Below are 24,606 nucleotides of genomic sequence, written 5' to 3' on the forward strand. Positions count from 1 at the left end.
CCTACTCCCCTACTCCCCTACTCCCCTACTCCCCTACGTCCGCGGCCTCTGCCAGCCGATATCGAGCAGACCCAACCGGCCGAGTTCCCGGTCCATCGCGCGCGCGACATCCTTGCGCTCGGCGCCGATGTCGCGCAATTGGCGGTCCGAAAGGTCGTCGACGTTCTCGGGCGGGAGGTTGACCGCCATTTTTGCATGGCGGAACCAATCAGACACCGCGCGCAGCCAGGCCGGGCGGATGGTTACAGGACTCAAGACGATGTGAGACATGGTGCAATCCGGCTTCTCCGGACATCAAGTCCGGTTTGATGTTTGTTCGATGGTCACATCATGACGGATTGAAATTAAAACGAGAAACGAGTAGTTTTCTCTGCATCTTCAAGTTTTCTTTGAGGATTGAAAATGCTCGACCGGCCTCTCCTCGTCCTATTCTGATGGCGCGCCTGCTGCCAGGAACCCGTGCACTGAGGACGCTGGAAGCAGCCGCCCGGCACCTCAATTTCACCCGCGCCGCGGACGAACTTGGCCTGACCCCGGCCGCGGTCAGCCACCAGATCAAGGAAATCGAGGATCAGCTCGGCATCGTGCTGTTCACGCGCACCAGCCGCACCATCCGGCTGACCGAGGCGGGCGCGGTGCTGTTCGAGGCCTCGACCGACGCGCTCGACCTGCTTGGCCGCGCCGTCTCACGGGCGCACAAGCTGGCGCGTGGAACGGCGTTGCTGAAAGTGACACTCGACGCCCAGTTTGCGACAAAATGGCTGATGCGACGCGTCGATGATTTTCGCAAGCAGCGACCGGGCATCGAGCTCCGCTTCGACATTGCCTCTGAATTGCGCGATTTCGACCTGGACGACGTCGATGTCGGCATCCGTTTCGGCGCGGGAAAATATCCCGGCCTTTGCACCCACCGGCTGTTCGACAACATCATCATCCCTGTGTGCAGCCCCAGCCTGCTGGCCTCCGGCCCGCCGCTGCGCGAGCCACGCGATCTCTTCCATCACACGCTCGCCCATATCGAGTGGGCGCGACAGGGCGTGACCTGGCCAAACTGGCGGATGTGGATGGCGGCGGCCGGCGTCGACGATTTCGACGACAGCCGGACGATCGTTTTCGGCACCTCAACCGACGCCGTTCAGGCCGCGCTCGATGGCAATGCCGTTGCGCTCGCCGATTTTGCCATGGTGGCGAACGACCTTTCCGAGGGCCGGCTGATCCGGCCCTTCGAACTTGGCATCAAGGTTCCGCCCGACTTCGCCTACTTCCTGGTCTATCCCGTCGCATCCGCCAATGATCCCAGGATCGTGGCGTTCAGGGATTGGCTCCTCAACGAAGTTCACAACCCGCAGCCGGAGCCGACGCTTGGATGAGCTTCAGGTCGCTCTGAGTGATCAGCCGGCAGTCGTCGACTAAAGCGCGTCGCGTTTGACCGGCCTCATGCGACGCGCTTTAGGTTGTTGTTTTTATGCATGTCGTTATCGCAAAACCGCTGCACACTTTTGCGCGACATGCATTATTTCATGGCGGCAGCGTCAGCCCGCGACATCCGCCGCGCCGAACCAGCCGATCACCGCGCCGATGATAAGCAGCACGCCGAGCCAGTGGCCGCAGTCGATGATGGTCAGGTCCCAGCCGAACCCTTGGTAACGATGATTGACGGATAGCGTCGTGGCGACGAATCCGAACCAGAGAACGAAGCCGAAGACGAGCCCGGCAACGAGGCTCGGTTCGCCACCGGTCATCGCTGCGACGATCAGAGAGATGACGAGCGCCATGACAATTTCCGCGACGAAGCTGATGACGAAGGGCAGCGGCGATTTACTCATGGTCGCCGGATCAAGCCTGGTGGCCTTTAGCCACGGCTTGCTCAGGCCCATGTACCAGGCAGCGCCGAACAACCACGCCACCACCGCGGCGACGATCACCGCCAGCCAGTTCACTGCTGAAAAATCCATGATTTCCTCCCCGGAAGCATGTCGCTCAAAAGCATGCCCCCAGGCCCGAGCCGGGGGTGCCCAGCGGTTTTGGGACGGCATGCGTATTCTCAAAATCGAAGCGTGATGGAACGCCTGTTCGGCGATGCCGTCAAGAAAACCGCCAGACGGTGGTGCGTTTGACCAGCGCGTCTTCCAGCGCCCGGGTTACCGCCACCTCGTAGACGGCGAGCGGCTCCAGTCCAGCTTTCGGCAGATAGGAGCGGCCGGGATCGCCAACGAGGATGTCGGCGCCACGCGCCTTGAGCGTCGCGAACCATGGCTTCAGCCGGTCGGCGAAGGATTTGTCGTAGAAGACGTCACCGGCCAGGACCACATCCCAGCCCGCATCGGTTCCGATGCAGTCGGTGCCAAGAAACATTATCCCGACGCCATTGGCCTCGGCGTTGAGGCGGATCGCGGTCGCGCAGAACGGGTCGATGTCGGCGGCGATCACCTCTGACGCGCCGGCCTTCACTGCCGCAATGGCGACAAGGCCGGAACCGGAGGCAAAGTCGAGCACGCGCTTGCCCTGCACATCAGACGGATTGTCGAGGATGTAGCGGGCAAGGCCCTGGCCGCCGGCCCAGGCGAAGGCCCAGAAAGGCGGCGGCAGACCGATTTCGGCCAGTTCGTCCTCTGTCCGCTGCCATAGATCATGCGCCTCGTCGGCCAGATGCAGCAGCATCTCCGGCACATGCGGCGGTGCCATCAGCGCCGTGTTGTCGAGGATGAAATTTCTCGCGCTGTTTGGCGTCAGCGCCGTCACGGCGCCGGCGTCAGGTCGCCCATGCGGCAGACCTCTTTCCATTCGGCCGGCGTCACCGGCTGCACGGAAAGCCGTCCGAGTCGGACCAGCGCCATCTCGGCAAGCTTGGGGTTGGCCTTGACCTGCTCCAGCGTCACCGGCTTCGGCACATCCTTAACGGCGCGGATATCGACACATTCCCAGCGCGGATCGTCAGTAGTGGTGTCCTGATGGGCCAGCGCGCAGACCTCGACGATGCCGACCACGTCGAGCCCGTCGTTGGAATGGTAGAAGAAGCCGAGATCGCCGATCTGCATCGCCTTCATGTTGTTGCGCGCCGCATAGTTGCGCACGCCGTCCCATTGCGTGCCGGCCTTGCCCTTCGCCTTGAGGTCCTCGAAGGAGAAGACCGAGGGTTCGGATTTGAACAGCCAGTAGTTCATTTTTTGCTCCTTCGCGGCTGGAGATCAGCTGCAGAGCCGCGCGTCTTTCAGACGCGCAAGGACGCTGTAGCACTTTGATTTTGCGCATGATCCTTTCCGAAAATCGATTCCGATTTTCGGAGTCATGCACTCACTGGCTTGTTGAAGGTCCAATTCCATTGCCGGATTTCGACGCTTTCGAACAGCCCTGCCCTGGCAAAGGGGTCTGCCGCCGATAGCGCTTCTGCCGCCTCCAGACCGGGCGCCTCAACCACGACGAGGCTGCCGTTCGGCTTGCCGTCGGCGTCGAGGAACGGACCGGCGAAGGCCAGCTTGTTCTCGCCGTTCAGTCCCTCCAAAAAGGCAACATGCTCGGGCCGCGTATCGAGCCGCACCTGCAGGCTTCCAGGCTTGTCCTTGCAAATCAGCGCAAACAGCATCTTTCCATCTCCGGATTGTTCAACATTACACGTCGGTTTCGGTCTTCAGCGGCCTTGTCATCAGCGCCGACACAGCCTGGCGGATGGTGATCGTGCCGTCCAGTATGGCGGCGACGGCGGTGATGATCGGCGCGTCGATGTTGCGCTCGGTGGCGATGCGGGCGGCGATCGCCGCCGTCGGCACCCCTTCGGCAAGTGGCAGCCCGGCAAGCGGCTTGCCTTGCCCCAGCGCCAGCCCGTAGGCGAAATTGCGCGACTGGGCGGACGAGCAGGTGAGCAACAGGTCGCCGAGACCGGAAAGTCCCATCAGCGTTTCCGGCCTGGCGCCGAAGGCGGCGCCGATGCGGCGCAATTCGACAAAGCCGCGCGTCACCATGGCGGCCTGGGCGCTGGCGCCGAGCTCGGCGCCGGTGACCGCACCGGCGGCAATGGCGAAGACGTTCTTCAGCGCGCCGCCGATCTCGACGCCGATGAGGTCGTCGCTCGAATAGCAGCGCAGATTCTGCGCCGAAAAGCGCGCGGCCAGGTCGGCCGCCAGACCCTCATTGCCGGCGGCGACCACCACGGCCGTCGGTAGCCCCCTGGCGACGTCAGTGGCGAAGCTCGGCCCGGACAGGGCGACGACCGGATTTTCAGGCAGGATCTCTCCAGCGACCGCCGACAGCAATGCGCCGGTGTCGCGCTCGATGCCCTTGGCGCAGAGGACCAGCGGGACGTCCTTCGGCATATGGGCTTTCGCGGTGGCCAGCATGGCGCGCAGCGACTGCGCCGGCGCCACCGCCAGCACGCAGTCGGCGCCGTCGAGCGCAGCCTCGATATCACTCGTTGCCACGATGCCGGCCTGGAGCGCGATGCCAGGCAGATAGCGCGGATTTTCGCCACGGTCGATCGCGGCGACGGTCTCCGGGTCGCGCGCATAGAGGCGGACGAAATGGCCGGCGCGCAACATGGCCAGCGCCAGCGCCGTGCCCCAGGCACCGCCGCCGAGCACGGCAACGCGCCAGCCGCTTGGTACCTTGTGCCCGCTACCGCTCATGCCTTGGCTCCGCGCCGGCCCGAGCCGACCATCGGAGCCGAGATGCTGTCCAGCGGCCAGCGCGAACGCGGCACGAAATCAGCGGTGTTTTCACCCGATATGCCGGCGCGCAGCCGCTCGATGCCGGCCCAGGCGATCATCGCCGCATTGTCGGTGCAGAGCTTGAGCGGCGGCGCGACGAAGGCAAAACCGGCTTTTTCGCACAGGGCTTCGAGTGTGGTCTTGATCGTCCGGTTGGCGGCGACACCGCCTGCAACGACGAGCGCAGGCTTCAGCTCGCTCGGAAACTCCTGGCGGAAACGGTTCAGCGCCCTCGAAACACGGTCATCCAGCGCATCCGCAACCGCCGACTGGAACGAGGCGCAGATGTCGGCGACGTCCTGGTCGCTCAAAGGGGCAATGGCCGTCGCTGCCTGGCGCACGGCGGTCTTCAGCCCGGAAAAGGAAAAATCGGGCTGCGCCGAGCCCTTCATCGGCCGTGGGAAGGCGAAGCGCGCGGCGTCGCCGGTCGCCGCCGCCTTCTCGACATTCGGCCCGCCTGGATAGGGCAGGCCGAGCATCTTGGCGGTCTTGTCAAAAGCTTCGCCGAGCGCATCGTCGATGGTCGTCGCCCAGCGCTGGTAGTCGCCGACGCCGCGCACCGCGACGATCTGCGTGTGGCCGCCGGACACCAGCAGCAACAGATAGGGAAAGTCGAGCCCGTGGGTCAGCCGCGCGGTCAGCGCATGGCCTTCGAGGTGGTTGATGGCGATCAGCGGCTTGTTCGCCGCGGCTGCGATCGCCTTGGCCGTCATCAGCCCGACGATCAGGCCGCCGACGAGGCCGGGGCCGGCGGTCGCAGCGATCGCGTCGATATCGGCGAGATCGACGCCTGAATCGGCAAGCGCGGCCTCGATGATGCCGTCCAGCGCCTCGACATGGGCGCGCGCGGCGATTTCCGGGACGACGCCGCCGAAGGCGGCATGCTCTTCGATCTGGCTGAGCACGATATCAGACAGGATTTTCGGCGCGCCGGTGCCGTCCAGCGCTACGACGCTGGCGGCGGTCTCGTCACAACTCGTCTCAATGCCCAGAACGCGGATCAATTCGTTGCCATCCCTGGAGATTGTGCAACCAGGCTTTCCCCGTTAGGAGAAAGCCCAAGGTCTGTTGATATTCAGGTGATGCCGGCCTGCAAATGGCGGGTTCCTGTGCTTCCGGTGCTCACGTACTCAAAGTACGCTCCGCTCCGGTTCTCGGAAACCACCATTTTCGGCTCGGCCTGACCTGAATCTCAACAGACCTCTACCTGCCGGTTATCACGGACAGCGCGCCATGCAAACAACCTTGAAAATCGGAACACGCGGCAGCCCGCTGGCGCTGGCGCAGGCGCATGAAACGCAGGCGCGGCTGATGGCCGCTCACGGCATGCCGGTTGAGGCATTCGAGGTGGTCGTCATCTCGACCAGCGGCGATCGCATCCAGGACCGGCCGCTGTCGGAAGCCGGCGGCAAGGGGCTGTTCACCAAGGAAATCGAGGAGGCGCTGCTGGCGCGCCGCATCGACATCGCCGTGCATTCGTCGAAGGACATGCCGACGGTGTTGCCCGACGGGCTGGAACTGTCTGCCTTCCTGCCGCGCGAGGATGCCCGCGACGCCTTCGTCGGCAAGGCGGCCAAAACGATCGCCGGATTGCCGCACGGCGCGAAGGTCGGTTCGTCGTCGCTCCGACGCCAGGCGCTGATCCGGCGGATGCGGCCGGACCTCGACGTGGTGATGTTCCGCGGCAATGTGCAGACGCGGCTGCGCAAGCTCGACGAGGGCGTCGCCGACGGCACCATCCTTGCCTATGCCGGGCTGAAGCGGCTCGGGCTCGAAGATGTCATCACCGACCTGATGCCGCTCGACAGCTTTCCGCCGGCACCGGGGCAAGGCGCGATCTGCATCGAAAGCCGCATCGGCGACCTCGATGTGGAAAGGATGCTGACGGCAGTCCATGACGTGCCGACCGGGCAGGCGCTGGCCTGCGAACGGGCTTTCCTGGCGGCGCTCGACGGTTCCTGCCGCACGCCGATTGCCGGCCATGCGACGATTTCGGCCGAAACGGTCTTCTTCGGCGGGCTGATCATCTCGCCGGACGGCGCGCAATCCCATGAGGTCAAGGCGGAAGGCCCGGCGCAGGATGCCGCGCGCATCGGCGACGAAGCTGCCAGGACCGTGCGGGCCAAGGCCGGCGAAAAATTCTTCGACGGCTGGGCCTGACATGCGTCGCGTCCTGGTGACGAGGCCGGAGCCGGGCGCCTCGCGCACGGCACAGCGGCTCGAGGACCTGGGTTTTAAGCCGATCCTGCTGCCGCTGACCGAAACGGTGGCGCTGCCGGTTGATCCGGACAGGGTCGCAGCCAATGCCGCGGCCGTTGCCGTCACCAGCGCCAATGCCGTGCGCCATGCGCCGAAAGAAATCAGCACGGCGCTCGCCGGTTTGCCTTGCCATGCCGTCGGCAGACGGACAGCGCAGGCCGCCCGTGCGGCCGGGTTTCTGTCGGTCAGCGAAGGGCCGGGCGATGCCGAGGCGCTGGCGGATGCGCTGGCCGGCGATTACGCCGGACAAACCATCGTCTATTTGTGCGGGCGGGTGCGTTATTCGGGTTTCGAGCAGCGGCTGCAGTCGGCAGGCGTTCAGGTTCGCGCCGTCGAGACCTATGACACTGTCGCGCTGGATTATTCCGATGGGGCCGTTCTTGCGCGCTTGTCCGGCCTGCCGGTCGAGGCAGTGCTGCTCTATTCGGCCAAGGCCGCCACAGCGCTGCAGGCACTGGCTGGGCGGCCGGCGCTGCGTGAGCTTTTTAAAAAGACATGTTTTTTTGCGCTGTCCGGACGTATCGCCGCAGCCTTGGAGACTGTTGCCTCAGAACAGCTCCGCGTTGCGCCGGAGCCCAGCGAGGAGGCGCTGCTGGAGCTTTTGCGGACGTCGCCTTGACCCCGTGTCATCACGCCGCCCCTTTTCACCGCTTGGTGATGTGCTAGACCCTTTCTGAACCATCCCGAAGCGAAATTTGCGGAGCCCAAGCATGGTCAAGACGCCGAAGATGCGGCATTCGAAAAGCCGTCGCGAGCCGGTGACCATCGAGCTCGAGCCCGGCGCTGTCTCGCGCGTTGCCGACGAGGATGCCGCCAACGGGCGGACCGACGAGGCGAAGGCGGAGGAGGCGGCAAGCGCGTCGCAGCCGGAAGCGCCTGAAGAACCCGTCCATGCCGACCAGACCGACATCGAGCCGTGGGAACATGCCGAAGCGGCCCCGCCGGCCGGCTCGGAACAGCCGGCAGAGGGTGACGCCAAAGCTCCCGAAGGGCCCAAACCAACTTATCCGGCCGGCTCGGAGGCATCGGCGAAGCGGGCCGTCGACTACAGTTTCGACGACGCGTCGGCCAAGGACGCTTCGGCCAAGGCGGGCGCCGCAGACGCGGCGAAGGAAACCCAGGCAGGGACTGACATGGCAGCGCAGCCGAAGCGTGGCGGCATCAACGGCATCGCTGCCGGCATCATCGGCGGCGTCATCGCGCTGGCTGCCGCCGGAGGGCTGCAGTTTGCCGGCCTGCTCGGCGCGCCAGGGGTTGGCGATTTATCCTCGGGCGGCGTGTCGCTCGATGGCGTCAACAGCGAAATCGCTGCGCTGAAGAGCGAGATTGCCGGGCTCAAGGATACAGCCGGCAACAATGACGCCTCGGCCAAGGTGGACGGGCTGTCGTCGGCGCTGGATCAGGTCAAGACGGATGTCGCGGCGCTGCAATCGGCGATCGAGCAGGGCGGAGCAGGCGACACTGCCGGGCTTGCAGCCCTCGGCGATAAGGTCAGGCAGATCGAGACGGCGGTTGCGGCGCTTGGCCAGACCGGCAACACGGCGCCGGTCGATCTCGGACCGCTCAATGAAAAGCTGGCCGGGCTCGACGCGGCGGTGAAATCCGCCGGTGAGACGGCGAAGGCACAGGACGGCCGGCTTGCAGCGCTGGAACAGTCGGTGTCTCAGCTTTCCGGCAAGGTTGAGGCACAGGCCGGGCAGCCCAAGGTTGCGCTCGCCATCGCCGCATCGGCGCTGAAGGCAGCACTCGACCGAGGTGCGCCATTCGCCGCCGAACTCGAAACCTTTACGGCGATTTCGCCGGATGCTCCAGAGATCGCAGCCTTGCGTGCCTACGCCGAAACGGGCGTTCCGACCCGGTCGGAGATCGCAACCGAAATGCCTGCCGCCGCCAATGCCATGGTCGCTGCCTCAGAGCCCGTCGACCAGAATGCCGGCTTCCTGCAAAACCTGCTGTCGAGCGCGCAATCGCTGGTCAGGGTCAGGCCGATCGGTGCAGTCGAAGGCGCTGGCGCTCCGGAAATCGTCGCCCGCATGGAGGTAGCGGTCAATCAGGGCGATTACGCCAAGGCGCTCAGCGAATACGATACGCTGCCCGAGTCGGTGAAGGTCGCCGGCGCCGAATTTGCCGGCAAACTGAAGGCGCGAATCGAGGTCGAGAAGCAGGTCGACGCGCTGATCGCCAGTGCGATGAAGGCGTGAGGACAACCCGATGATTCGCATTCTGCTTTTCCTCGTCGTGGTTTTCGCGCTCGGGCTGGGTTTCGCCTGGCTGGCCGACCGGCCGGGCGAGATGGTCGTCACCTTCAGCGGCTACCAATACCAGGTCAGCCTGATGGTGGCGGCGGTGGCGGTCGTTGCCGTGGTTGCCGCGGTGATGATCGTCTGGTGGCTGCTCAAGGCGCTGTGGAACAGCCCCTACACCATCTCGCGCTATTTCCGCGTGCGCCGTCGCGATCGTGGCTATCAGGCGCTGTCGACCGGCATGATTGCCGCGGGCGCCGGTGACGGGGCGCTCGCCCGCAAGAAGACCAAGGAAGCGGCAAAGCTGATCCGCTCCGACCAGGAGCCGCTGATCCAATTGCTGGAGGCGCAAGCCTCGCTGCTCGAAGGCGACCATGAGGGTGCCCGCGAAAAGTTCGAGACCATGCTCGACGATCCCGAAATGCGGCTGCTCGGCCTGCGCGGGCTTTATCTCGAGGCCGAACGCCTCGGCGACCGCAACGCGGCGCGGCACTACGCCGGCCGCGCTGCGGCGATGGCGCCGCAACTGGCCTGGGCCGCCGAATCGACGCTGGAAGACCTGACCGGGCGCGGCGACTGGGACGGCGCGCTGAAACTGGTCGAGGCGCAGAAATCGACGCGGCAGATCGAGCGCGATGCCGCCAACCGGCGTCGCGCCGTGCTGCTCACCGCCAAGGCGCAGGGGCTGATCGACAGCGATCCCAATGCCGCCAAAACCGCTGCTCTGGAGGCCAACCGGCTGCGGCCGGATTTCGCGCCGGCGGCGGTGAACGCAGCCAAACTGCTGTTCAGACAGAATGATGTGCGCAAGGGCGCGAAGATCCTCGAAACGGCGTGGAAAGCCGAGCCGCATCCAGAGATCGCCGAGCTTTACACCCACGCCCGGCCAGGCGATGCCGTGCTCGACCGGCTGAACCGGGCGAAGAAGCTGCAGGAGATGAAGAAGAACCACGCCGAATCGTCGCTGGCGGTGGCGCGCGCCGCGCTCGACGCGCAGGACTTTTCAACCGCCCGCAAAGAGGCCGAGGCGGCTATCCGCATGGATCGCCGCGAAGGCGCCTATCTGCTTCTGGCCGACATCGAGGAGGCCGAGACCGGCGATCAGGGCAAGGTGCGGCAGCTTTTGTCCAAGGCAGTGCGTGCACCGCGCGATCCGGCCTGGGTCGCCGACGGCGTCGTTTCCGAACGCTGGGCGCCGGTGTCGCCGATCACCGGCAAGCTCGACGCCTTCGAGTGGCGTGCGCCGATGGAGCGGCTCGGCCAGCTCATCGACAGTGACGAGGATGTGCCGGCCGCCGCGGTGCCGACAATTGCGGCGCCAACGAAGCCGGCAAAGGAAAATGTGATCGAGCTGAACCCCGCTGGTTCGGCCGAAAGGCCGACCGCCGCGGCGGCATCGGAAACTGGCGGAGACGATGTTGCGCCGGTCACCGCCACGGCGTCTGCCGCAGTGCCGCCGGATGGCGACGCTGCCGAACCGGCGGAGGAAATGGCTCGGCTGCCCGACGATCCCGGCGTCGATCCGGACGACGAAGAGCAAAAATCACCACGCAGGTTTCGATTGTTTTGATTTGGCTGAGCTTGAAAAGTTTGGCTGAGCTTGAAAGTTTTGGCGGATGGGAAGTAGGAATCACATGTTCGAACGCGTTCTGTCGTTTCTGAAGGACCTGCCGGGAGACGGCCGCGCCCGCAACAACGCCGATGATCCGCGCGTTGCCGCATCCGCCCTTCTCTACCATGTGATGAGTGCCGACGGCGTGCGTCAGGATGCCGAATGGGAGCGGTTCAAGGCGGTGCTGGCGGAAAGCTATTCGATCAGCGGCGACGAGCTCGACGCGCTTGCCGCTGCCGGCGAGCGGGCCGACCATGAGGCGATCGACCTCTACGCCTTCACCAGCGTTTTGAAGCGTCAGCTCGATCCGGACGCGCGAAAAGCCTTCATCGGCCTGATGTGGGAAATCGTCTATGCCGATGGCGAATTGCACGAGCTCGAGGACAATATCGTCTGGCGTGTCGCCGAGCTGATGGATGTCGAACGCCACGACCGCGTCGAGGCACGCCGCAAGGCGGCCGCCGAAGTGCCGGGCGCGGCTGGAATATCGAGCGACGAATAGACGGGATTCCCCATGCCATCCACGCCGAGGCCGAGACCAAAAATCCTGATCGTGCTGCATCAGGAGAGTTCGAGCCCCGGGCGCGTCGGCCACATGCTTATCGAAGAAGGCTTCGACCTCGATCTCCGCTGCCCGCCGCTCGGCGACGCCTTGCCGGAAACGCTGGACGGTCATGCCGGAACCGTGGTGTTCGGCGGACCGATGAGCGCCAATGACGAGGACGATTTCGTCCGCCGTGAGACCGACTGGCTAAAAGTGCCGCTCCGGGAGAACCGGCCGTTGCTCGGCATCTGCCTCGGCGCGCAGATGCTGGTCAACCATCTTGGCGGCAAGGTCGAGGGTCATGGCGAGGGGCTGGTCGAGATCGGCTGGTATCCGCTGACAGCGACCGAGGACGGCAAGAAGCTGATGCGCTGGCCCGAAATGGTCTATCAGTTTCACCGTGAGGGCTTTTCGCTGCCGAAGGACGCGACGCTGCTGGCGACGGCCGAAACCTATCCAAACCAGGCCTTTCGTTATGGCGACAATGCCTGGGGCATCCAGTTCCACGGCGAATTGACAAGGGCGATGATGCAGCGCTGGGTCGTTCGCGGCGCGCATCGCTTCGAGTTGCCCGGCGCGCAGCCCGGTCGCGATCATCTCGGCGGCCGGCTGATCTGGGACATGCATCTCAAGCGCTGGCTCGGCGAATTCCTGCAGACGATCTTCGGCAAGCCGGCGCTGTCCTGATCTGATCTAGTTTGCCCGGATCAGAGTGCCCTGGGATCAGTTTCGCCCGTTGAGGTGGCGCACCTTACGCAACTGCGAGAACAGCACCGCCCACAGCCCGGCGACAACGACTGCGCCGACGCCGCCGATCACCACCGCGGGCACGGTGCCGATCAATGCCGCCATGGTGCCGGCGCGGAATTCGCCGAGTTCGTTGGAGGCGCCGACGAAAACCTGATTGACTGCGTTGACGCGGCCGCGAACCTGGTCCGGCGTCCACAGCTGGATCAGCGTCTCTCTGATGTAGACGCTGAACATGTCGGCGGCGCCGAGCAAGGCGAGCGCTGCGATCGACAGCCAGGTGATGGTGGAAAGGCCGAACAGCACCGTGAAGGCGCCGAACAGCGCGACGAAGCCGAGCATGACCACGCCGGCATGGTTGCGGATCGGATGTCCGGCCAGCCAGATGGCAACGCAGATGGCGCCGATGCCCGGCGCCGAACGCAACAGTCCCAGGCCCCAAGGGCCGAGTTCGAGGATGTCGCGCGCATAGACCGGCAGCAGCGCCGTGGCGCCGGACAAAAGCACGGCGAACAAATCGAGCGAAATGGCGCCGAGCACGATCTTCTCGCTCCAGATGTAGCCGAAGCCGGCAAACAGGGTCTGCATCGTCGGCCTGTCGGTCTCGCTGCGCTGGGCAGGCTTCGGGATGGTGAAGACCAGCACCGCAGCGACAAACATCAGAACGGCAGCGGTGCCGTATGCCGCTTGCGCCGAGAGCCCGTAGAGCAGGCCGCCGGCGACCGGTCCGACGATGGTCGCCGTCTGCCAGGCGGACGAATTCCAGGCAATCGCGTTGCCGAAATCCTCCGGCGGCACGAGGTTGGCGAACAGCGACGCCGCGGCCGGTCCGAAGAAGGCGCGCGCGATGCCGAACATGGCGAGCACGCCGAAGATCAGTCCCGGTCCGCTAAGACCGCGTAGCGTCAGCAGCAGCAGGGCCAGCGCGCAGATCGCCTCCAGCAGCACCATCAGCGCCATGATCAGGCGGCGGCCGAAACGGTCAGCGACCACCCCGGTGATCAGCACCAGCAGCAGCGAAGGCAGGAACTGGACAATGCCGACAAGGCCGAGATCGAACGGATCGCGGGTCAGGTCGTAGACCTGCCAGCCGACGGCGACGGATACGATCTGGGTGGCGAATGTGGCGAGGAAGCGTGCCGCCCAATAGCTCAGGAAGGGTTTGTGCCGGAAGGCGGCATAGCGCCGGTCGGGCGGTGCGTGAGGTTCGGGTGTCATGAATCAGGCCCCGTGGCAAGGAAGTCGGCCGGCGGGGCACTTCCACGAGGGCGCTGATCCGACCACAGCGCTTTTAACGCAGTTCGGTGCGAGGCGCGCGCAAAAATCGGCTCTGGATCAAGGATTTCCGGCTACCATGCTAATTGCACAGCGAGGCGGAGGTGGAAGGGCTATTAGGCGCGCAGAGTTCTCCCCGCGCCCCCTCTGTCCTGCGGACATCTCCCCACAAGGGCCCTCAAGGGGGAGATTGGACGTCGCGGCGGCCTTCGCCAATCTCGAGCGTCAAAGGCGGCTTCGAGCGCGTCAGACCGTGGCCTTTGGCTTCCTGGTCTTCTTGACCGGCGCCGGCGGGGCGGCCTTGCGGCCAAGGCCGATCGCCTTCGCCAACTGCGAGCGCGAGGCCGCATAGGTCGGGGCGACCATCGGATAGTCAGCCGGCAAGCCCCATTTGGCGCGGTAGGCATCCGGCGTCAGTCCGAAATGAACGCCGATATGGCGTTTCAGGGATTTGAACTTCTTGCCGTCTTCGAGGCAGATGATGTAATCCGGCGTCACTGATTTCTTGGGATTGACCGCCGGGATCAGCGGTGCTGCGACCGGAACGGCGGGCTGGCCGAGACCACCTATCGACGCGCTGACGCTGGCGATGAGATCGCCGAGGCCGGAAGCGGGCAAGCGGTTCTTCTCGACGTAAGCGGACACGATGTGAGCGGTCAGCTCGAGAAGGTCGATGTCCTTGCGGGCTTTGTTGCTGTCGTCGGTCAATCTATTTTCTCCGTTAGTGGGGTCGCGGAATTCCTAGTCGGCAAATCTGCATAACGCAATGACGCCGCACCACGCTACACATTATTTTGAATAACAATACTAACGGCCGGGCCAGATCAACAGATTTGGCCTCGAACCGCTACAATATCAGACAATCAGGGATTTGTCGCGCCACAGTCGAAATCCCCCTTCGAAGGCGCGTGTGTTGTCGCCACGCTCGCAACCGGCAGGCAATTCGTCGAGTTTGTCGACATTGCCGCCGCCGATGACCACATAGTCAGGCTGAAGGGCGGCGCGCAGCCGCTCGACGACGTCGAAAACGTGTTTGCGCCATTTCTTCTTGCCGCGCTTTTCAAGGCCGCGTTCGCCGACATAGTCCTCGAAGCTGCTGCCCTTCTTGTAGGGAAGATGCGCGAGTTCCATCGGCTGGGCGACGTTGTCGAGGATCATCGCGGCACCGAGGCCGGTTCCGAGACCCAGGAACAGCATGCGCCCGCCTTCATAGCTGCCGACGGCCTGCATCAGCGCGTCGTTGACCAGCTTCACCGGCTTGCCGAACTGCGTTGCGAAGTCAAATCCGACCCAGCCCTTGCCGAGATTGGCGGGGTCGGCCAATGGCCTGTTGTGGTGCACCGGGCCAGGATAACCGATCGAGACGACGTCGTAGGGCAAGCCATCGGCGAGCGTCTGCACGGCGGCGATCATCTGCTGCGGCGTCAGGCCGGGTCCGGAATCGGCCTTGCGCTCCTCGCCGCCGGCGCTGGTGAGGATCTTGACATGGGAGCCGCCGATATCGATCGCAAGCACGATCTTTTCGCTCTCCGGTGCCGGCTTTTTCGCCGCTTTGGCCATTGCGTCGCCTCCGAGTTCATTTCGCCGGGTTGATCCAGCCGTTCGGCGGTCCGAACCCGGCCATCGCATCGGCGGGACCCCATGCTCCCGGCTCATAGAGGTGTGGCGGCGTGGTATCGCCGAGCACCGGGCCGACGATCCGCCAGGCAAGCTCGCTGGCGTCCTGACGGGTGAACAACTGGCCATTGCCGTTCATGGCGTCGCCGATCAGCCGCTCATAGGGCGGCATGTCGCCCTTGCTGTCGTCGAGCGCGGTGAGTTCGACCTGCTCGCCGATCATGTCGTCACCAGCGGCCTTGCGCTGGGCGCCGATCGAGATCGCCACCTGCGGGTCGATGCGGAAACGGACGTGATTCGCATCTCCGGGTTTGATCGGGTCGAAGACGTCGAGCGGCGGCCGCTTCAAACGCACGATGACCTCGGTGGCGTGCACCGGCATGCATTTGCCGGCGCGGATGAAGAAGGGCACGTCCCGCCAGCGCCAGGTGTCGACGAAGAAACGCACCGCCGCGAAGGTCTCGACCGGCGAATTCGGCGCGACGCCCGGCTCGCTGAGATAGCCTTTGAACTGGCCGCGCACGACATCGTCACTGGTCAGCGTCCGGATCGCCCGCAGCACCTGCACCTTCTCGTCGATCAGATCGTCGGCCGAGCGGCCAACGGGCGGCTCCATGGCCAGCAGCAGCAGGATGTTGAGCAGATGGTTCTCGATGACGTCGCGGATGCAGCCGACCTCGTCGTAGAAGCGGCCGCGGCCTTCGACGCCGAAATCCTCGGCCATGGTGATCTGCACGCTCTCGACGAAATTGCGGTTCCAGATCGGCTCGAGAAAGGAATTGGCGAAGCGGAAATAGAGCAGGTTCTGGATCGCCTCCTTGCCGAGATAATGGTCGATGCGAAAGATCGACTGCTCGTCGAACACCAGGTGAAGGACCCGGTTCAGCCAGCGCGCCGATTGCAGATCGTGACCGAACGGCTTTTCCACCATCAGGCGCGCGCCCTGGGCTGCGCCCGACTGTTCCAGGCCCTGGATGACCGTCTCGAACATGGTCGGCGGCACCGCCAGATAGTGCAGCGGGTGCTGCGCGGTCCCGAGCGCGCTTTTCAGCTTCTCGAATGTCGCGGCGCTGCGGTAGTCGCCGCTGACATAGCGAAGCAGCGAGGCAAGTTTCGCGAATATCTTCTCGTCGACCTTGCCGATGGCCTTGACGATGCCGTCGTGGGCCCGCGCCTGCAACTGCTTCAGGTCCCAGGCGTCGAAAGCGACGCCGATCACCGGTTCGGTGAGCGTTCCCTTGGCGACCATGGCGTAAAGTGCCGGGAAGATTTTTTTGTGGGCGAGGTCGCCGGTCGCCCCGAAAAGCACCAGCGTGTCGGACCGTTCCTGGTTCATGAGCGTGTCTTCCCCGTCACGAGCCGATCTTCGGCTTTTCGACATGGCCGCCAAAGGCATAGCGCATGGCGGATAGCAGCTTGTCGGCGAATTCGGATTCGCCTTGCGAGGCGAACCGGTCGAACAGGGCCGAGGACAGAACAGGCGCCGGCACGCCGGTGTCGATCGCCGCCTTCAGCGTCCAGCGGCCTTCGCCGGAATCCGAAACCCGTCCGCCGAACTGCGTCAGCCCCGAATCGGCCTTCAATACGCCCGCCGTGAGGTCGAGCAGCCAGGAGCCGATGACGCTGCCATGCCGCCAGACCTCGGCAACCTGGGCGATATCGATGTCGAACTGGTAATATTGCGGGTTTTCCAATGGGCTGGTTTCGGCGTCGGCGGTCCGCTGTCTCTTGCCGGCATTCGCCGACTTCAGGATGTTCATGCCTTCGGCATAGGCGGCCATGACGCCGTACTCGATGCCGTTGTGGACCATCTTGACGAAATGGCCGGCGCCGCTCGGTCCGCAGTGGAGATAGCCGAACGGTGCGGTTCCGGCATCCTTGCCAGGGGCAGGCATCCCGGCATCGGCCCCCGGCGCCAGGGTGGCGAAGACCGGGTCGAGATGCTGGACCGCGCTGTCGGGGCCGCCGATCATCAGGCAATAGCCGCGCTCGAGGCCCCAGACGCCGCCGCTGGTGCCGACATCGACATAGTTCAAGCCTTTCGATGCCAGGCGCGCGGCATGGTCGACAGCTTCGTGATAATAGGAATTGCCGCCGTCGACGATGATGTCGCCCGGCTCCATTAGGTCGGCCACCTGGTCGACGACCCGGCTGGTGATCGCCGCCGGCAGCATCAGCCAGGCGCTGCGCGGCTTGGTCAGCTTGCCGACGAACTCCTCCATCGAAGCGGCTCCGATCGCGCCAGCCGTCACAAGGGCTTCAACGCTGGCCGGGTTGATGTCGTAGACCACGCATTCGTGGCCATCGCGCAGCAGGCGCCGCACCATGTTGGCGCCCATCCTGCCCAGTCCCATCATTCCGATCTGCATGTTTTTCGTCCTGCTTCTTGAGGGATAGAAGATCTACTGGCTCTATTGTTGGAGCATGATCTTTTCCGAAAACCGGTTTCCACTTTTCGCTAACGCGGACCTTCGGTTCGGGATCATGCTCTAGTCCGGCTTGTCGATAGCGACGGAAAAGTCGACATTCTCCCAACGGCCGGCATCGGGCCAGAAAAAAGTAAAGACGATCCTATTGCCCGGCGGGACATCGGCAACGGGCAGGTCCGTGAGATGGATGCCGAAGGCGTTCTCGATCGTCGCGGCGTCATAGATGGTTGCCCAATTATCGTTGCTCCAATGGACCACCGCCCGCGTCAGCAGTTCGACGCGCAGCAGCTTGCCGGCGGGCATGCCGCGGAGCTTGTGGTTGAAGCGCCATGTCCGGCGCGGCGCCACGGTCCTGTCCTCGATGTAACGCCTCACGCCTTGCGGCGGCATGTCGAAGACGGCGCCGTCTTTGAGCGAGCGCAGCAGCTTGATATGCTCCGAATGCGCCCAGACCAGAGGCATGGCGCTGCCCGACGGTCCGCCGTGCCGCAGTTCGTGTTCGGCGATGTCGGGACCATCCCAGACCTGCTCCGGCAGCAGGCCGCCAAACCCGGCCGAATCCTCCAGGGTCTTTAACAGGCTCGCTGCCTTGTCCTTGCGGCCCGCCGCCAGTTCGTAATGGGCGCGCTCGCCGACCAGCAGCGGCCAGGGCCGGCCCTGGCCGGACCCGTCGAAGGGCGCGCCGTCGGCGTGCTCGCCATAGCCGTCGCTGGTATAGCGATACCAGACGGGCCCCTGCGGCAGGTCGCAGCGCAGCCGCGCATCGATGACCCTGACCGTGTCGACGATGCGCGGATCGTCGGCGGCCCTGAGGCCGAAGCGGACGAGCGCCAGCGCATCCGGGCTGACGATCGCCTCGGCCGGCCGGTCGCTATCGCCCGGCGGCCGGTTCTTGATCGGCACATAGCCGTCCCTCGGCGACGCCGCGCCGGCGGTGTCGGGCGGCGCGATGCGGACGTAATAGCCCTCGACGCCGACCTCTTCGCCGAGTGGAGTGCCGGTGACATAGGTCCAGCGCTCGATCTGGTCGTTCCAGACATCGGCGGTTTCCCGCAGATAATTTGCCGGCTCTGCTTTGCCGCAAGTTTCGAACAGGTCGGCCGCGGCCAGCAGGGCGGCGATCTCGACGGCCAGCGTGAACGGGCTGTAGCCGGCATCCTCCTCCCAGCGGTCTTCGCCGGTGACCGGACCGTTGCGCACGACATAGGAAGCGGCGCGTTCGACCATCGGCATGAAGGAGCGCAACGCGGCGTCTGCCAGATGCCCAGCCCGGCGCAGCGCATCTGCGAGCAGCAGCGGAAACGCGCACTCGTCCATCTGGATGCCCGGCCAATAGGCTGATCCGTCGAGCCAGGCGTTCTGCGGCCAATGCCCATCCGGCTGCTGGATCGAGCGGAGATAGGCGAGGATCTCAAGCGCTTGCGCCGGATCGCCGGCGGCGAGGAAACCGCCCGCGGTTTCGACCAGGTCGCGCGGCCAGACCAGATGATAGCCGCCGATATCGTCGTCGCCCTTGCTGAAGCCCCACGGGATCGACAGGCTGGCGACGGCCGCTCCGGTGGATGAGCGATGCGTTGCCAGAACCGCCGTGCTGACACGATAGGTGTTGATCGCCGCACCACGCCGGTCCAGCGGCAGCAAGCCAGCCTGCCACTCCCGCCATTTTTCGATAAAGGATTTGGCCGCGGGCGCAAAGCCTCGCTTCAGGCTGGCCGAGGCATTTTCCGCCGCCGCTTGCGGCGTCGTTCCGAAACCCAGCGCCAGCAGCGCCTTCGGGTCCGCAGCCGAAAACCCGATCTCGCCGGTCAGCGCGACATTGCCGTCCTCGGCCCTGCGGCAAGCCGGGTCGAGCCGGCCGTCACGACGGAGTTGCTGCCAGCCGTCGGAGACACCGACATAGCCGGCCGAGCATGCTCCCCAGAGCAGCGACGAGGCGAGCGCCAGGCAAACGCCACGTCCCGATGCAAACAGAACAGGCCTTCCCTCGTGGTCGCCGACCCAGGCGGTGTTGGCCATGCCGGCATTGACCAGATGCGGCGCCAGCAGCGCGTAGACGCGGTGGTCGGCGTATGTGCCTTTCAGCGGCGTGAAGATGATTTCCTGCAGCAGAGCAGGACGTTCCGGGTCCGTAACGATGCTCTTTTCGATCCGGTAGGTGGCGGCGGTGTTGACCAGCCTGTAGGCGGGCACCCCATCCTCGAACGGCTCGAGGCTGTGCACGGCATCGCGCTTCTCTTCCGAGAAATAGAAGCCGGGGCCGGTGACGACCAGTCCCATGTCTCGGGTGCAGCCGCTGTCGAGGCGGGGATAATAGACCTCGTTGAGAATGCCGTGGCTGATCGTGAACCAGACAGGACAGGCCGGCGAAAGCGCGGTTCCGACGCCGCTCTTGGCGCTCGACGTCCAGCGCGCCGGAATTCCGGGTGCGCCCAGCGCATCAGTCGGCGTCGCTGCCATCTTGATTTCGGTCTCCTTCCCCATCCCTAGACCAGGAGCTGAAGCCTTTTCAATCATTGCACCGCAAGTTGATCGTCAAACCGTCATCGATCGCTGTTGACAAGCGCGCCCATCTAAATTTGTCTGACAATATTGAAACGAGGGTCGTCATAACAGCCGCCAGCAGCCAACAACGACCAGCAATCCATGGGAGGATAACAGATGAAGAAGATACTCGTCCTGAGTGCCCTTGCAGCGATGCTCGCGTCAGGCGCATCACTGGCCGACACCAGCGACAAGAAGATCGCCTTTTCCAACAATTATGCCGGCAATTCGTGGCGACAGGCGATGCTCGACAGCTATGCCATCGTCACCAAGAAGGCGGTCGCCGACGGGGTAGTCGCTGCCGCGGATATCTTCACGACGGCCGACAAGGAAGTGCCGACCCAGGCAGCCCAGGTGCAGAACCTGATCCTGCAGGGCTATGACGCCATCGTCATCAACGCCGCCTCGCCGGACGCGCTCAACGGCGCCGTCAAGCAGGCCTGCGACGCCGGCATCGTCGTCGTCTCCTTCGACGGCATCGTCACCGAGCCCTGCGCCTACCGCGTCGTCGTCGACTTCAAGGACATGGGCAGGCAGGAAGTCGAGCAGATGGCCAAGTTCCATCCCGAGGGCGGCAATCTGCTGGAAATCCGCGGCCTTGCCGGCACCTCGATCGACGACGCCATCCACGCCGGAATTCTGGAGGGCGTCGCCGCCCATCCCGAGTTCAAGATCGTCGGTTCGGTGACCGGCGACTGGGACCAGACCACAGCACAGAAGGCGGTCGCGACGATCCTGCCGTCGCTGCCGGAAATCGTCGGCGTCGTCGATCAGGGCGGCGACGGCTATGGCGCGGCACAGGCCTTCGCCGCCGCCGGCAAACCGCGCCCGACCATCATCATGGGCAACCGTCAGGACGAATTGCAGTGGTGGAAGGAACAGAAGGACAAGGATGGCTACCAGACCTGGTCGGCGTCGATTGCGCCGGGCGTGTCGTCGCTGGCCTTCTGGGTGGCGCAGCAGGTGCTCGACGGCCGCACCGATGTGCCGCATGACCTGTTGGTGCCATACCTCGCCTTCACCCAGGATAATTTCGAGGCCGAGCTGCCGAACATCCCCAAGGGCGGCGTCGCCAGCCACGAATACACGCAGGAAGACGCCATCGCGGCGATCAAAGCCAACATCAAGTGAGCGTGGCACATCCAATGCCGCGCGCGTCATCGACCGGATATCGCTAGGGATGCCCGAGACCGATGCAGACATCATCAGACTGGACGGAGCCGAAAAACATTTCGGCGCCGCCACTGTCGACATAATCAGACTGGACGGAGCCGAAAAACATTTCGGCGCCGTCCGGGCGCTTGCCGGGGTGGATTTCCACGTCGGCGCCGGCGAATGCGTCGGTCTCGTCGGCCACAATGGCGCGGGCAAGTCGACGCTCATGCATATGGTGGCGGGCACGCTCGTGCCCGACAGCGGTCGGATCGCGGTGCGTGGCGGCATCGAGGACAATTATTCGGTGCTGCGCGCCCAACAACTCGGCATACGCTGCGTCTTCCAGGAACTGTCGCTGTGCCCGAACCTCAGCGTTGCCGAGAACATCCGAATCAACCACCCGGCGCTGCGCGGCCTCGGCTGGCGGCGCAAGGCGGCCGATCTGATCGCCGCCAAGCTCGACGAGATATTTCCGGGCCACAGCATCTCCGCCGCCGATATCGCCAGCGACCTTTCCATCGGCAGGCGGCAGATGGTCGAGGTGGCGCGCGCCTTCACGGTGACGCAGGATCCGCTCGAATTGGTCATCCTCGACGAGCCGACATCCTCGCTCGACGCGCACACGGCCGGCCAGTTGCTGGGTTTCGTCCGGCGCTTTGTCGCCGGGGGCAAGAGCTGCATCCTGATCTCGCATGTTCTGGGCGAGGTGCTCGGGAATGCCGACCGCATCGTGGTGATGCGCGACGGCAAGGTCGTTGCGTCGGATGCGGCTAAGGCTTTCGATCGCGACAGGCTGGTGACGACCATGGGCGGAGCGGCAGCGCGTGAGAAGATCGCGGCCGAAATCGCGACCCAAAAGCCGGAGACCGGCCCGTTGCGGGTCCGGGCCCGCCCAGCGCGGCAACAGGACGGCAACGAACTTGTGGCGCATGCCGGCGAAATCATCGGCCTTGCCGGGCTTGCCGGTCATGGCCAAACCGATCTGCTGCTGGCGATTTTCGCAGCCGCGGCGCGCACCAAAACCGGCATCGAGGTCACAGCACCGGTGGCGCTGGTGGCCGGCGACCGCCAGTCTGACGGGATCTTTCCGCAATGGTCGATTGCGCAAAACATCGGCATCCGCTCGCTGGCGCGATTGCACAACGGCCTGCTGATCTCGCCGCGGCGCGAAGCCGAGCTCGCCGACTTCTGGCAAAAGAAAATCGGCATCCGCACCCCCGACATGAACAACAACATCTTCTCGCTGTCCGGCGGCAACCAGCAGAAGGCCCTGTTTGCCCGGGCGCTCGGTTCCGACGCCAAGATCGTGCTGATGGACGACCCGATGCGCGGCGTCGACATCGGCACCAAGCTCGAGGTCTACGACCTTGTGCGCGAAGAGGCCGGCCGCGGCCGTACCTTCCTCTGGTACACCACGGAAACCGAAGAGCTCGACAATTGCCACCACGTCTATGTGTTCAAGAACGGCCGGATCGTCGCCAAGCTTGGTCGCGACGAGCTGACCGAGGAAAAGATCATCCAGTCCTCGTTCGGCGATGCGGCCTGAGATGACGGCAGCACCCGTCGAGAGCGGTCCCAAGAGTTCTTCCGAGCGAAGCGCGCTGGCGCGGGCGCGCCTGCTGCGCGGGCTGCTGCCTGCGATGTCGCTGGTGCTGGTGCTGCTGGCGATCGCCTGGCTCAACCCGCGCGCCATCAGCTATTTCGGCTTCAGCCTGATGCTCAACCTGGCGATCCCGATCGCATTGGCGACGATCGCGCAGATGTTCGTCATTGCCGGCAACGAGCTGGACCTGTCGATCGGCACCTTCGTCGGTTTCGTCGGCTGCGTCACGGCGACATGGCTGAAGGAGGCGCCGCTGGTCGGTGTCTTGATCCTCCTCGGGTCGATCGGCGTCTATGCGCTGCTCGGCGCGCTGATCCATCTGCGCAACCTGCCTTCAATCGTGGTGACGCTCGGCATGAGTTTTGTCTGGCAGGGCCTCGCCATCCTCATCCTGCCGAAGCCCGGCGGCAAGGCGCCGGACTGGCTGCTGTCGCTCATGGCCTTCAAACCGCCCTTCGTTCCGTTCCCGATCATTGCGGCGCTGCTGATTGCCGCGGTCGTCCACTTCGGGCTGATGCGCACCTCGTATGGCGTGATCCTGCGCGGCTCCGGTGGCAATGCCGCGGCCCTCAGCCGTGCCGGCTGGTCGCTGCTCAAGACCAAGGTCGTGCTGTTCGCATTGACCGGCCTGTTCGGCGTTTTATCCGGCATGGCCCTGATCGGCATCACCACCTCGGCCGATGCCAATATCGGCAATGGCTACACGCTGCTGTCGATCGCCGGCGTCATCCTCGGTGGCGGCGAATTCGTCGGCGGCCGGGTATCGCCGATCGGCGCGGTGATCGGCGCGCTGACGCTGGCGCTCGCCGCGTCGCCGCTGCTGACCTTCATGCACATCCCGCCCGATTGGCAGGTGGCCGCCAACGGCGCCATCCTCATCATCGTGCTGGCGGCCCGGGTGCTGATCAGCCGCAAAGAGAGGTGAGGAGATGGCATCGTTGCGATTGCTGCTCGCCAAACCCTGGATCTGGTCCTTCATCGGCGCGCTGCTGGTGTGGCTGGCGACGGTCACCTTCACCGGCGGATATGGCGGCGGCGGCATGATCACGGCAGCACTTTCGCTCGCCGTCTTCACCGTCATCGTCGGTGTCGGCCAGATGTTCGTGATCACGCTCGGTCCCGGCAATGTCGACCTGTCGCTGCCCGCCAATATCGGCCTCGCCAGCGCCGTCGCCATGAAGGTGATGGACGGCAATGATTCAATGATCGCGGTCGGGCTGCTGGCGGCGCTGGCCTGCGGCATGGCGATCGGCGCCGCCAATTATCTGTTGATCTGGGCGCTGCGCATTCCACCGATCATCGCCACACTGTCGGCGAGCTTCATCATCCAGTCGATCGACATCAGCTATGGCCGCGGCTTGCAGATCAAGCCGCCGCCGGGCTTTGCCAGTTTCACCAACTGGCAGATTCTTGGCATTCCGGTGCTGGCGATCCTCACCGTGCTGTTCTCCATCGGCGCTGCAATCGCGCTGCAGCGCATGATCTATGGCCGTTCGGTGCTGGCGATCGGCCAGAACATCCGCGCGGCGTGGCTGGCCGGCGTCAATGTCGGCCGCATCCGCTTTCTTACCTACACGCTGTCGGGCGCGCTCGGCGGCCTCGACGGGGCGCTGCTCGCCGGCTATTTCCGCGGCGCCAATGTCGATATCGGCAATGAGTACCTGCTGGCCTCGATCGCCGTCGTCGTCATCGGCGGCACGTCGGTAGCCGGCGGCAAGGCCAATGTGCCGGGTGTATGGGGCGCGGCCCTGTTCCTGGTGCTGCTTTTGACCATGCTCAACACGTTCGGCGTCAGCGCCGGCGTCCGTCTGTTGCTGACCGGGCTGATCATCGTCGGCGTCATCACTGCCGCCGGCGGGCAGAAAGCGCTGCGCTAGCAAG

General features: G+C 64.7%; 24 protein-coding genes. 11 read left to right on the top strand and 13 right to left on the bottom strand.

The window, feature by feature from the left end; all coding sequences use genetic code 11:
* Positions 1–33: 33 nt before the first annotated feature.
* A complete protein-coding gene (locus tag AC0L2R_RS25955; RefSeq protein WP_236372866.1) occupies positions 34–270 on the bottom strand; it encodes a hypothetical protein in 237 nt (78 codons plus the stop codon).
* Positions 271–434: 164 nt separating this feature from the next.
* On the opposite strand from AC0L2R_RS25955, the gene gcvA reads away from it, so the two are divergent.
* Entirely contained in the window at positions 435–1,370 is a 936-nt protein-coding gene (gcvA, locus tag AC0L2R_RS25960) for a transcriptional regulator GcvA (protein ID WP_287173850.1), read from the top strand.
* Between the two features lie 162 nt (positions 1,371–1,532).
* Here the strand turns inward: gcvA and AC0L2R_RS25965 are convergent, their stop codons facing one another.
* The 6 genes from AC0L2R_RS25965 to tsaD all read right to left on the bottom strand — a co-directional run bounded on the left by AC0L2R_RS25965 (position 1,533) and on the right by tsaD (position 5,701).
* Positions 1,533–1,955 carry a DUF1761 domain-containing protein gene (locus AC0L2R_RS25965; protein ID WP_473512415.1) on the bottom strand — a complete coding sequence of 141 codons (423 nt, stop codon included), beginning with the start codon at positions 1,953–1,955 and terminating at the stop codon, positions 1,533–1,535.
* Positions 1,956–2,085: 130 nt separating this feature from the next.
* Positions 2,086–2,685, bottom strand: coding sequence for a class I SAM-dependent methyltransferase (locus AC0L2R_RS25970; RefSeq protein WP_473512416.1), 600 nt, complete (start codon positions 2,683–2,685; stop codon positions 2,086–2,088).
* A gap of 53 nt (positions 2,686–2,738) precedes the next feature.
* On the bottom strand, positions 2,739–3,164 hold the full coding sequence (locus tag AC0L2R_RS25975) for an EVE domain-containing protein (protein ID WP_027154811.1): 426 nt from the start codon (positions 3,162–3,164) through the stop codon (positions 2,739–2,741).
* A gap of 122 nt (positions 3,165–3,286) precedes the next feature.
* Complete coding sequence (locus AC0L2R_RS25980; protein WP_473512286.1) at positions 3,287–3,583, bottom strand: YciI-like protein; 297 nt, start codon at positions 3,581–3,583, stop codon at positions 3,287–3,289.
* Positions 3,584–3,608: 25 nt separating this feature from the next.
* On the bottom strand, positions 3,609–4,619 hold the full coding sequence (locus AC0L2R_RS25985; RefSeq protein ID WP_473512287.1) for an NAD(P)H-dependent glycerol-3-phosphate dehydrogenase: 1,011 nt from the start codon (positions 4,617–4,619) through the stop codon (positions 3,609–3,611).
* On the bottom strand, positions 4,616–5,701 hold the full coding sequence (tsaD, locus tag AC0L2R_RS25990; RefSeq protein WP_473512418.1) for a tRNA (adenosine(37)-N6)-threonylcarbamoyltransferase complex transferase subunit TsaD: 1,086 nt from the start codon (positions 5,699–5,701) through the stop codon (positions 4,616–4,618). The genes AC0L2R_RS25985 and tsaD overlap by 4 nt, the downstream gene beginning before the upstream one ends.
* 232 nt (positions 5,702–5,933) lie before the next feature.
* Between tsaD and hemC the strand changes: the two genes are divergently transcribed.
* The 6 genes from hemC (at position 5,934) to AC0L2R_RS26020 (ending at position 12,045) form a co-directional block, all read left to right on the top strand.
* Positions 5,934–6,860 carry a hydroxymethylbilane synthase gene (hemC, locus tag AC0L2R_RS25995; RefSeq protein WP_287077036.1) on the top strand — a complete coding sequence of 309 codons (927 nt, stop codon included), beginning with the start codon at positions 5,934–5,936 and terminating at the stop codon, positions 6,858–6,860.
* A 1-nt stretch (position 6,861) separates the two neighbouring features.
* On the top strand, positions 6,862–7,578 hold the full coding sequence (locus AC0L2R_RS26000) for a uroporphyrinogen-III synthase (RefSeq protein WP_473512289.1): 717 nt from the start codon (positions 6,862–6,864) through the stop codon (positions 7,576–7,578).
* 91 nt (positions 7,579–7,669) lie between these two features.
* Positions 7,670–9,160: a COG4223 family protein gene (locus tag AC0L2R_RS26005; protein WP_473512290.1), complete on the top strand. Its 1,491-nt coding sequence runs from the start codon at positions 7,670–7,672 to the stop codon at positions 9,158–9,160.
* A 10-nt stretch (positions 9,161–9,170) separates the two neighbouring features.
* Complete coding sequence (locus AC0L2R_RS26010; RefSeq protein WP_473512291.1) at positions 9,171–10,772, top strand: heme biosynthesis HemY N-terminal domain-containing protein; 1,602 nt, start codon at positions 9,171–9,173, stop codon at positions 10,770–10,772.
* Positions 10,773–10,836: 64 nt separating this feature from the next.
* The gene (locus tag AC0L2R_RS26015; RefSeq protein WP_473512293.1) at positions 10,837–11,316 is read left to right on the top strand and encodes a tellurite resistance TerB family protein; all 480 of its coding nucleotides are present in this window, start codon (positions 10,837–10,839) and stop codon (positions 11,314–11,316) included.
* Positions 11,317–11,328: 12 nt separating this feature from the next.
* A complete protein-coding gene (locus AC0L2R_RS26020) occupies positions 11,329–12,045 on the top strand; it encodes a glutamine amidotransferase (RefSeq protein ID WP_287218882.1) in 717 nt (238 codons plus the stop codon).
* A gap of 36 nt (positions 12,046–12,081) precedes the next feature.
* Here AC0L2R_RS26020 and AC0L2R_RS26025 read toward each other — a convergent pair whose 3' ends face one another.
* From AC0L2R_RS26025 to AC0L2R_RS26050, 6 genes are all read right to left on the bottom strand, one after another.
* Positions 12,082–13,323 (bottom strand): MFS transporter, encoded by a 1,242-nt coding sequence (locus AC0L2R_RS26025; RefSeq protein WP_473512294.1) that lies wholly within the window; start codon positions 13,321–13,323, stop codon positions 12,082–12,084.
* Positions 13,324–13,626: 303 nt separating this feature from the next.
* Complete coding sequence (locus AC0L2R_RS26030; RefSeq protein ID WP_023800548.1) at positions 13,627–14,088, bottom strand: Ros/MucR family transcriptional regulator; 462 nt, start codon at positions 14,086–14,088, stop codon at positions 13,627–13,629.
* A gap of 147 nt (positions 14,089–14,235) precedes the next feature.
* Positions 14,236–14,940 (bottom strand): ROK family protein, encoded by a 705-nt coding sequence (locus AC0L2R_RS26035; protein WP_473512295.1) that lies wholly within the window; start codon positions 14,938–14,940, stop codon positions 14,236–14,238.
* Between the two features lie 16 nt (positions 14,941–14,956).
* Positions 14,957–16,333 (bottom strand): glucose-6-phosphate dehydrogenase, encoded by a 1,377-nt coding sequence (gene zwf, locus AC0L2R_RS26040; RefSeq protein ID WP_473512297.1) that lies wholly within the window; start codon positions 16,331–16,333, stop codon positions 14,957–14,959.
* 16 nt (positions 16,334–16,349) lie between these two features.
* Positions 16,350–17,366, bottom strand: coding sequence for a phosphogluconate dehydrogenase (NAD(+)-dependent, decarboxylating) (gene gnd, locus AC0L2R_RS26045; protein WP_473512298.1), 1,017 nt, complete (start codon positions 17,364–17,366; stop codon positions 16,350–16,352).
* A 120-nt stretch (positions 17,367–17,486) separates the two neighbouring features.
* Positions 17,487–19,883: a glucan 1,4-alpha-glucosidase gene (locus tag AC0L2R_RS26050; RefSeq protein ID WP_473512299.1), complete on the bottom strand. Its 2,397-nt coding sequence runs from the start codon at positions 19,881–19,883 to the stop codon at positions 17,487–17,489.
* Between the two features lie 201 nt (positions 19,884–20,084).
* Between AC0L2R_RS26050 and AC0L2R_RS26055 the strand changes: the two genes are divergently transcribed.
* The 4 genes from AC0L2R_RS26055 to AC0L2R_RS26070 are packed head-to-tail and all read left to right on the top strand — an operon-like array spanning position 20,085 to position 24,602.
* Complete coding sequence (locus AC0L2R_RS26055) at positions 20,085–21,098, top strand: substrate-binding domain-containing protein (protein WP_473512301.1); 1,014 nt, start codon at positions 20,085–20,087, stop codon at positions 21,096–21,098.
* 49 nt (positions 21,099–21,147) lie between these two features.
* Entirely contained in the window at positions 21,148–22,668 is a 1,521-nt protein-coding gene (locus tag AC0L2R_RS26060) for a sugar ABC transporter ATP-binding protein (RefSeq protein WP_473512302.1), read from the top strand.
* A gap of 1 nt (position 22,669) precedes the next feature.
* On the top strand, positions 22,670–23,650 hold the full coding sequence (locus tag AC0L2R_RS26065; protein WP_023800541.1) for an ABC transporter permease: 981 nt from the start codon (positions 22,670–22,672) through the stop codon (positions 23,648–23,650).
* Positions 23,651–23,654: 4 nt separating this feature from the next.
* Positions 23,655–24,602 carry an ABC transporter permease gene (locus AC0L2R_RS26070; RefSeq protein WP_287213381.1) on the top strand — a complete coding sequence of 316 codons (948 nt, stop codon included), beginning with the start codon at positions 23,655–23,657 and terminating at the stop codon, positions 24,600–24,602.
* Positions 24,603–24,606 lie beyond the last annotated feature (4 nt).

It is taken from the genome of Mesorhizobium sp. WSM4820 (genome assembly GCF_055811075.1).

Bases quoted from the DNA above. Each gene is read 5' to 3' on its own strand.
- AC0L2R_RS26035 (WP_473512295.1), bottom strand. From the start codon at position 14,940: ATGGCCAAAGCGGCGAAAAAGCCGGCACCGGAGAGCGAAAAGATCGTG.
- hemC (WP_287077036.1), top strand. From the start codon at position 5,934: ATGCAAACAACCTTGAAAATCGGAACACGCGGCAGCCCGCTGGCGCTG.
- AC0L2R_RS25965 (WP_473512415.1), bottom strand. From the start codon at position 1,955: ATGGATTTTTCAGCAGTGAACTGGCTGGCGGTGATCGTCGCCGCGGTG.
- zwf (WP_473512297.1), bottom strand. From the start codon at position 16,333: ATGAACCAGGAACGGTCCGACACGCTGGTGCTTTTCGGGGCGACCGGC.
- AC0L2R_RS25980 (WP_473512286.1), bottom strand. From the start codon at position 3,583: ATGCTGTTTGCGCTGATTTGCAAGGACAAGCCTGGAAGCCTGCAGGTG.
- AC0L2R_RS26015 (WP_473512293.1), top strand. From the start codon at position 10,837: ATGTTCGAACGCGTTCTGTCGTTTCTGAAGGACCTGCCGGGAGACGGC.
- AC0L2R_RS26025 (WP_473512294.1), bottom strand. From the start codon at position 13,323: ATGACACCCGAACCTCACGCACCGCCCGACCGGCGCTATGCCGCCTTC.
- AC0L2R_RS26060 (WP_473512302.1), top strand. From the start codon at position 21,148: ATGCCCGAGACCGATGCAGACATCATCAGACTGGACGGAGCCGAAAAA.
- AC0L2R_RS26005 (WP_473512290.1), top strand. From the start codon at position 7,670: ATGGTCAAGACGCCGAAGATGCGGCATTCGAAAAGCCGTCGCGAGCCG.
- AC0L2R_RS26020 (WP_287218882.1), top strand. From the start codon at position 11,329: ATGCCATCCACGCCGAGGCCGAGACCAAAAATCCTGATCGTGCTGCAT.
- AC0L2R_RS25955 (WP_236372866.1), bottom strand. From the start codon at position 270: ATGTCTCACATCGTCTTGAGTCCTGTAACCATCCGCCCGGCCTGGCTG.
- AC0L2R_RS26050 (WP_473512299.1), bottom strand. From the start codon at position 19,883: ATGGCAGCGACGCCGACTGATGCGCTGGGCGCACCCGGAATTCCGGCG.
- AC0L2R_RS26070 (WP_287213381.1), top strand. From the start codon at position 23,655: ATGGCATCGTTGCGATTGCTGCTCGCCAAACCCTGGATCTGGTCCTTC.
- AC0L2R_RS26055 (WP_473512301.1), top strand. From the start codon at position 20,085: ATGAAGAAGATACTCGTCCTGAGTGCCCTTGCAGCGATGCTCGCGTCA.
- AC0L2R_RS25975 (WP_027154811.1), bottom strand. From the start codon at position 3,164: ATGAACTACTGGCTGTTCAAATCCGAACCCTCGGTCTTCTCCTTCGAG.
- AC0L2R_RS25985 (WP_473512287.1), bottom strand. From the start codon at position 4,619: ATGAGCGGTAGCGGGCACAAGGTACCAAGCGGCTGGCGCGTTGCCGTG.
- gnd (WP_473512298.1), bottom strand. From the start codon at position 17,366: ATGCAGATCGGAATGATGGGACTGGGCAGGATGGGCGCCAACATGGTG.
- gcvA (WP_287173850.1), top strand. From the start codon at position 435: ATGGCGCGCCTGCTGCCAGGAACCCGTGCACTGAGGACGCTGGAAGCA.
- AC0L2R_RS25970 (WP_473512416.1), bottom strand. From the start codon at position 2,685: ATGGCACCGCCGCATGTGCCGGAGATGCTGCTGCATCTGGCCGACGAG.
- AC0L2R_RS26000 (WP_473512289.1), top strand. From the start codon at position 6,862: ATGCGTCGCGTCCTGGTGACGAGGCCGGAGCCGGGCGCCTCGCGCACG.
- AC0L2R_RS26065 (WP_023800541.1), top strand. From the start codon at position 22,670: ATGACGGCAGCACCCGTCGAGAGCGGTCCCAAGAGTTCTTCCGAGCGA.
- AC0L2R_RS26010 (WP_473512291.1), top strand. From the start codon at position 9,171: ATGATTCGCATTCTGCTTTTCCTCGTCGTGGTTTTCGCGCTCGGGCTG.